The sequence below is a fragment of the Pseudolactococcus plantarum genome, assembly GCF_002441715.1.
Classification (GTDB): Bacteria; Bacillota; Bacilli; order Lactobacillales; family Streptococcaceae; genus Pseudolactococcus; species Pseudolactococcus plantarum.
This window is the reverse complement of record NZ_JXJX01000021.1, coordinates 1-5,403: the sequence shown is the minus strand read 5'-3', so window position 1 is coordinate 5,403 and position 5,403 is coordinate 1. Positions and strand designations below refer to the sequence as shown.

The following is a 5,403-nucleotide window of genomic DNA, read 5'->3' as shown; positions in this document are numbered from 1 at the left end:
GATGTTATAAGAAACTTCACAGGCTTCAAGGGTGTCAAACTCGACAATAGAAAGATAAGCGGGAAGTTCTACTTTTTTTTCGAACTTCACTTCAAAAGGAGGCAAACCTTCTTGAGAAAACCAAGCTTTATAAGCTTGAATCTCTTTGGTGCGTTTACCGTCTTCAAACTTCATTTGAGCTTCAAGTTCAAGGCTGAGTGAATGGATAGGTTTTGAGCTATCAACGATTTGTGTTGCTAGTGATGCGGAATAGCCTCCGCTACGTTTGTTACTAAATTTCATAAATAGAAATCTCCTCTAAAAAAAAATAAGTGTCTTGTTCAAATGCTCGGTTTATTGTCATGAGCTGGACAACCTCCTTTCTTGTTCCGCAGTAAATACTTGACAAGTCATTACTTTAGCTTTATAATAAGACCTGCAAGGCGGATAAGTTTTAAAAAACAAAAAGAATTCATATATTAAGTGGGGTATGGGGCAACAGCCCCACATAAGCTTTTACGTAGTAAAAGCTTAGCATGATTCAAGTTTTAAAAATATATTTAATTGTTAAGTCATTCCTAGTATGTAGGGTAAAAAATACCCAAATACTTTAATAGGAAATTTTTTATTTTTTTGAAAACTTTTGTTCGTCTCAATAAAAAAACAATTTAATCATTAAAAAAAGCACTCACGATTTTTTCATGAGTGCTTTTGATGTTTATCTAATTTTTTGTGTTCTTTTAAAATAGGAGTAAGCGAGTTTAAGGGATATTTAATGATCCCATACAATTCCAGAATTATTAGGGGTATCCCAGCAGCCTGGACTATCAGTAATCCCGCTTGCATTACCGTTAGAACTCTGCCATTCCCCCCAAGGTTGATATCCATCTGTCCCACCGGGACTGTCAGTAATTCCACTTGCATTTCCATTGTTATCAGAGTTTTGAGCGGGGGTTTGATAGTTTTGTTGTGGTGCCAAAGTGCTATTAGCTCGATCAGAGGTTTGATAAGCTCCTTGTGGCGCTTCTACGTAAGTTTGATAATCAGATACCTCAGTCGTATGATCTGCTTGTTGTGAAGCTTCTGAAACTGCCTGTTGAGCTTGTGCTTCTGATTTTGATTTAGCCTCAGCCTTTTCTTTGGCAATTTGAGCAATCAGAGCATTGAGTTTATTTTGAGCAGTCGTTTGATCAGTTTTGAGATAATCATCTGTTTCTTGATTAATCAGTGCCTGTGTTGCTTTGATATCTTGCTCAGACTTAGATTGTGTTGCTTTAGCTAGAGAGTCATTGACATTAGAAATTTGTTTCAAGAAACCTTTAAGTTGTGTAAGCTTGGTCGTCAATTTTGTTTGATTAGTTTTTTGATGCTTACTTAATTTTGATAGGGCAGTTTCTGCTTTTTTGATAGCTTGGTCTGCTCGAGTCTGATAAGCAGTGGTAATCGCAGCAGTTGCCACTTTTAAATTTTTATCGTCTGTCTTTCGTCTTTCTTGTGCGATACGTTCTGCTTTGACTTGGTTCTGGTGGACAATACCAAATGTGATGCCAATAGTGACCAGCAATATGAGAATAATTGAGAATATGATCTTTTTAGGTTTCATTTACTTCTCTTCATCAACGTAAGCTAGATAAATTAAATCTGCTCAAACAAGGCTACTTACAGCAATTGTTCCCTCAAAATGATGAAAAAGTGCCTAGAGTTAGATTTGCTAACTTTAAAAATGAATGGGAACAGCGTAAGTTAGGAAGTTTAGCAACTATAGTGCGTGGGGCAAGTCCAAGACCAATTCAAGATCCCAAATGGTTTGATAATGAAAGTGATATTGGTTGGTTAAGAATTACTGATGTTACAGAACAAGATGGTAGAATATATCATCTTGAACAACATATATCTAAGTTGGGGCAAGCGAAAACTCGGGTTTTAATTGAGCCTCACTTATTATTAAGTATAGCTGCAACTGTTGGAAAACCAGTAGTAAACTATGTTAAAACGGGTGTCCATGATGGTTTTTTAATATTTTTATCTCCTACTTTTGAGAGAGAGTTTATGTTCCAGTGGCTTGAAATGTTTAGACCAAAATGGCAAAAATATGGGCAACCTGGGAGTCAAGTGAACTTAAATTCTGAGTTAGTTCGAAATCAGGAAATAGTTTTGCCAAATCACAAAGAGCAACAAAAAATAGGTGTATTTTTAAAACAAATCGACAAAGCTATCATTCTTCATAAATCTAAACTTGATAAGTTAATTTCGCTAAAGAAAGTACTTCTACAAAAAATGTTTATTTAATTAAAAAAGGCGTATTGTGGCGCCTTTTTACTTTAAGCTATAGTTGACAAATGTCGCATAATCTTATCATTATCTTGATTTTCAAGCTCTTGAATAATATGAAGATAAGTTTCTTGGGTGGTTGACATACTTGAATGACCTAATCTTCTAGCTACACTGGCAATAGAAACGTCAGCAAATAAAAGTAGCGAGGCATGTGTATGTCTTAAACCATGAATTGAAATAGAGGGAATATTTGCTTTTGTGCATAAAACTTGAAGTCTATTATTTACGGTAGAATTAAAAATTCGTCCTTTTACAAAAATTGGCTCCTCTTTTGGAAAGTTTTTGATTAGTTGAGAAAATTGCATAGCAGTTTGCCAATCTAATTGTATTTTTCTCTTAGAGGATTTGTTTTTAGTAGGTTGAAATTTTCCAATAGAAGATTTATAATCCCAAGTTTTATCAATTGCTAGTTTTTGATTTGAGAAATCAAAATCATTAGGTGTTATAGCTAATGCCTCAGAAAAACGTATACCTGTTTTTAAAATCAAAAGTATAAACCAATCCCAATTTATTTCACTAGTGAGATTCATTTGCTTTACCAATGCTTGAACTTCATATAAATTCAAAAATTTTGGTCTTTTTTTTCTCGGAGCTTTTCCTTTTATGATAATTTTTCTTGTTGGATTTTGCATAATTAAACCATCATCTACCGCATCTAATATTGCTCCTTTAAGGTGGTGATGGAAATCCATTGTTGTTTGCTTTTCATGCGAAATAGCATAATCGTTCAATAATTTTTGGTAACTTCTACGAGTAACATCACAAACTTGTAAGTCAGGTACAAGTTTTTCCAAGTGTTGTTTACTAATATAGTATTTTTTCAATGTAATAGGGCGTACTGCACCGACTTTATAAAGCTCAATCCACTCCTCAAAATATTCCGAAAATAATTGCTTTGTTTTTTTGTTTTTTACCAAAATAAAAAACCTCCCTGATTAAATAGTTTTAGAAAGCTAACTTTCCATACTTATTCTATCAAGGGAGGGCTATGTTCTCAAAGATTTTCAAATGAATATTTTCTGTAAAAGACCTTGTTTTATTGATTTTAACTTATCAAGTTTTGATTGCTGAAGAGTGATAGTATCATCAAGCTGTTTAAAGAATAAGCCTATTTTTTGTTGTTCTTCAAACTTAGGAAGTAGGATGAGCATTTGCTCCATTTGTTTTCCAGAAACTTCGACAAAAGTGGAGCCTGCTCCAGTAATTTCTCCATATCGTTTTAATTCATGAGTATTGGAAAAAATAAAATAACTATCTAATTTATTGATATGTGGAACTATTGATTGGAATCCTTGATTAGTAGAACCTTCTTTTTCTAAAATAGCTGTGTTTCCAATCCCAGCACGAGAAGTAAATAATACAGTCCCTACAGGTAAAACTTTGGCAGAGCTCTTTTTTAAACCAAGTTCGGTTATCTTCTTTCTGCTTTCAGACATATAAATTTTTTTACCTATTTCAGCTGGAGAATACCAATCTATATCTCCCCCCCAATATTCTGAGATACTTGTACTCGGAGTTCCACCGCCAATGATAGATGCTATTTCCCCTAGCTTATACTGTTCCCACTCATCCTCAAAGTTAGCAAATCTAACTCTAGGCACTTTTTCATCATTTTGAGGGAACAATTGCTGTAAGTAGCCTTGTTTGAGCAGATTTAATTTATCTAGCTTACGTTGATGAAGAGTGATAGTGTTGTCTAACTGTTTGAAAAATAACCCAATTTTTTGTTGACGACTTTTGTCTCGCGCTCTTCATTATTTATCACGATGATAAAAATCTTTAGATGCTTCTTGAACCCAATGCAAGACAGCAGGCTTAACGTCAATGCGCGTAGTTGCCATGTTATCGCCTCCTTTCAGCAGTACTCTATTCGCTCATTCTATCATGATTTTACGTTTTTGTATTGCAAGCGATTGATGCTAAGCCCTGGATTGCATAATTATTTGATCTTAATCGAGAAAAACTTTGCTTTTAGCGCCAATTGAGCTTAATTTCACGTGTTTATTAGTAGTTAAAAATATTTTTCTCCGGTGTTATTTTAAAATTCTGCTTTGTGAATGTTTTAAGCTGCTTTTGCTATATTAGCTATATTGTTGATAAGATTAAATGTCATCTTATTCAGATAAGAGCGAGACATATCGCAAGCAAGAATATCACAAAATGTATTTTTGAATTTGTGTTATGAGGATCATAATAACTTTATTGAAACAGCTCTTTCGAATTTAATAGGTAGTCCAATATTAGTTTCTTATATTTTTCGCGCGTTTTATAATCTTTTTTAATTATATTCACATTCGTGATTTCGATAAAAAAACCTTTAAGACGTCAACTTTGTCTTAAAGGTTTGCTTTAATTAATCTTTATCTGTCGATTTTTCAGCAGCTTCTTTAGCTTTAATGGCATCCATAGGTGGAATCACCTTAGCAGTTTCTTTCATTTGTTGTAACTCAGTGATGTCCCCTGTAAAGTCAAAACAACCAAGGTATTTACCATTCTCATCATGAACTGCATAAAAAGAAATATAAATTTTACGACCATCAAGATCTAGTAAAAATTCAAAATTATCCTTTGTACCAGCATGAAATTGTTTCAATAATTCTTGAACCTGTGGGCGGGCGCCGCCATGATGTAGGCCTAAAACGTTTTTACCAAAGGTCTCTTTAAAACGTTTGTAGACCCGATGTCCATTATCAGTGAACCATTGAAATTCATCATTCTCGTCACAAAATCCCAATTCAAAGGGAATCGTATTCAGAATTGTTTCCAAAACAGGTAAGGCAATATTACCAGTTTTAAAATGTAACATATCTTTTATATCAACGGTCTTTGGTTCTTCAGCCATGTTAATCACCTCATATAAATTTAGTTGTTCCAATTATAAACACACTAACTAAATACCCGAATTGCTAGTTAATTTCATTGGAAAATAAATAAGTCGTGCTATCCTAATCTTAAAGCACTAAGCATTAGAAAGCTCACGACTTATATGACTTATAATAGCACAATTCCCAAAGTTTTTGTTTATTTAATGACAACCATTGAGGCGCTTTATCAAACGAGTGTTCCCCTTGAGGTTCAAAACCGAAAGAA

General features: G+C 33.8%; 5 protein-coding genes and 2 pseudogenes. 2 read left to right on the top strand and 5 right to left on the bottom strand.

Going from position 1 to position 5,403, the window contains the following annotated elements:
- A partial coding sequence (locus tag RU87_RS09325) for a hypothetical protein (RefSeq protein ID WP_096835856.1) occupies positions 1-282 on the bottom strand: 282 nt, incomplete at its 3' end.
- Positions 283-751: 469 nt separating this feature from the next.
- Positions 752-1,582, bottom strand: coding sequence for a hypothetical protein (locus RU87_RS09320; protein ID WP_068164894.1), 831 nt, complete (start codon positions 1,580-1,582; stop codon positions 752-754).
- A gap of 65 nt (positions 1,583-1,647) precedes the next feature.
- Here RU87_RS09320 and RU87_RS09315 point away from each other — a divergent pair.
- Positions 1,648-2,262: pseudogene (locus RU87_RS09315) on the top strand (restriction endonuclease subunit S); the annotation flags it as partial.
- A 38-nt stretch (positions 2,263-2,300) separates the two neighbouring features.
- Here the strand turns inward: RU87_RS09315 and RU87_RS09310 are convergent.
- The 3 genes from RU87_RS09310 to RU87_RS09300 form a co-directional block, all read right to left on the bottom strand.
- Entirely contained in the window at positions 2,301-3,230 is a 930-nt protein-coding gene (locus RU87_RS09310) for a site-specific integrase (RefSeq protein WP_068164955.1), read from the bottom strand.
- A gap of 87 nt (positions 3,231-3,317) precedes the next feature.
- On the bottom strand, positions 3,318-3,938 hold the full coding sequence (locus RU87_RS09305) for a restriction endonuclease subunit S (protein ID WP_244173073.1): 621 nt from the start codon (positions 3,936-3,938) through the stop codon (positions 3,318-3,320).
- Between the two features lie 728 nt (positions 3,939-4,666).
- Positions 4,667-5,155 (bottom strand): PAS domain-containing protein, encoded by a 489-nt coding sequence (locus RU87_RS09300; RefSeq protein WP_035457681.1) that lies wholly within the window; start codon positions 5,153-5,155, stop codon positions 4,667-4,669.
- A gap of 144 nt (positions 5,156-5,299) precedes the next feature.
- Between RU87_RS09300 and RU87_RS09295 the strand changes: the two are divergent.
- A pseudogene (locus RU87_RS09295) lies at positions 5,300-5,403 on the top strand (IS982 family transposase); the annotation flags it as partial.

Bases quoted from the DNA above. Each gene is read 5' to 3' on its own strand.
- RU87_RS09300 (WP_035457681.1), bottom strand. From the start codon at position 5,155: ATGGCTGAAGAACCAAAGACCGTTGATATAAAAGATATGTTACATTTT.
- RU87_RS09320 (WP_068164894.1), bottom strand. From the start codon at position 1,582: ATGAAACCTAAAAAGATCATATTCTCAATTATTCTCATATTGCTGGTC.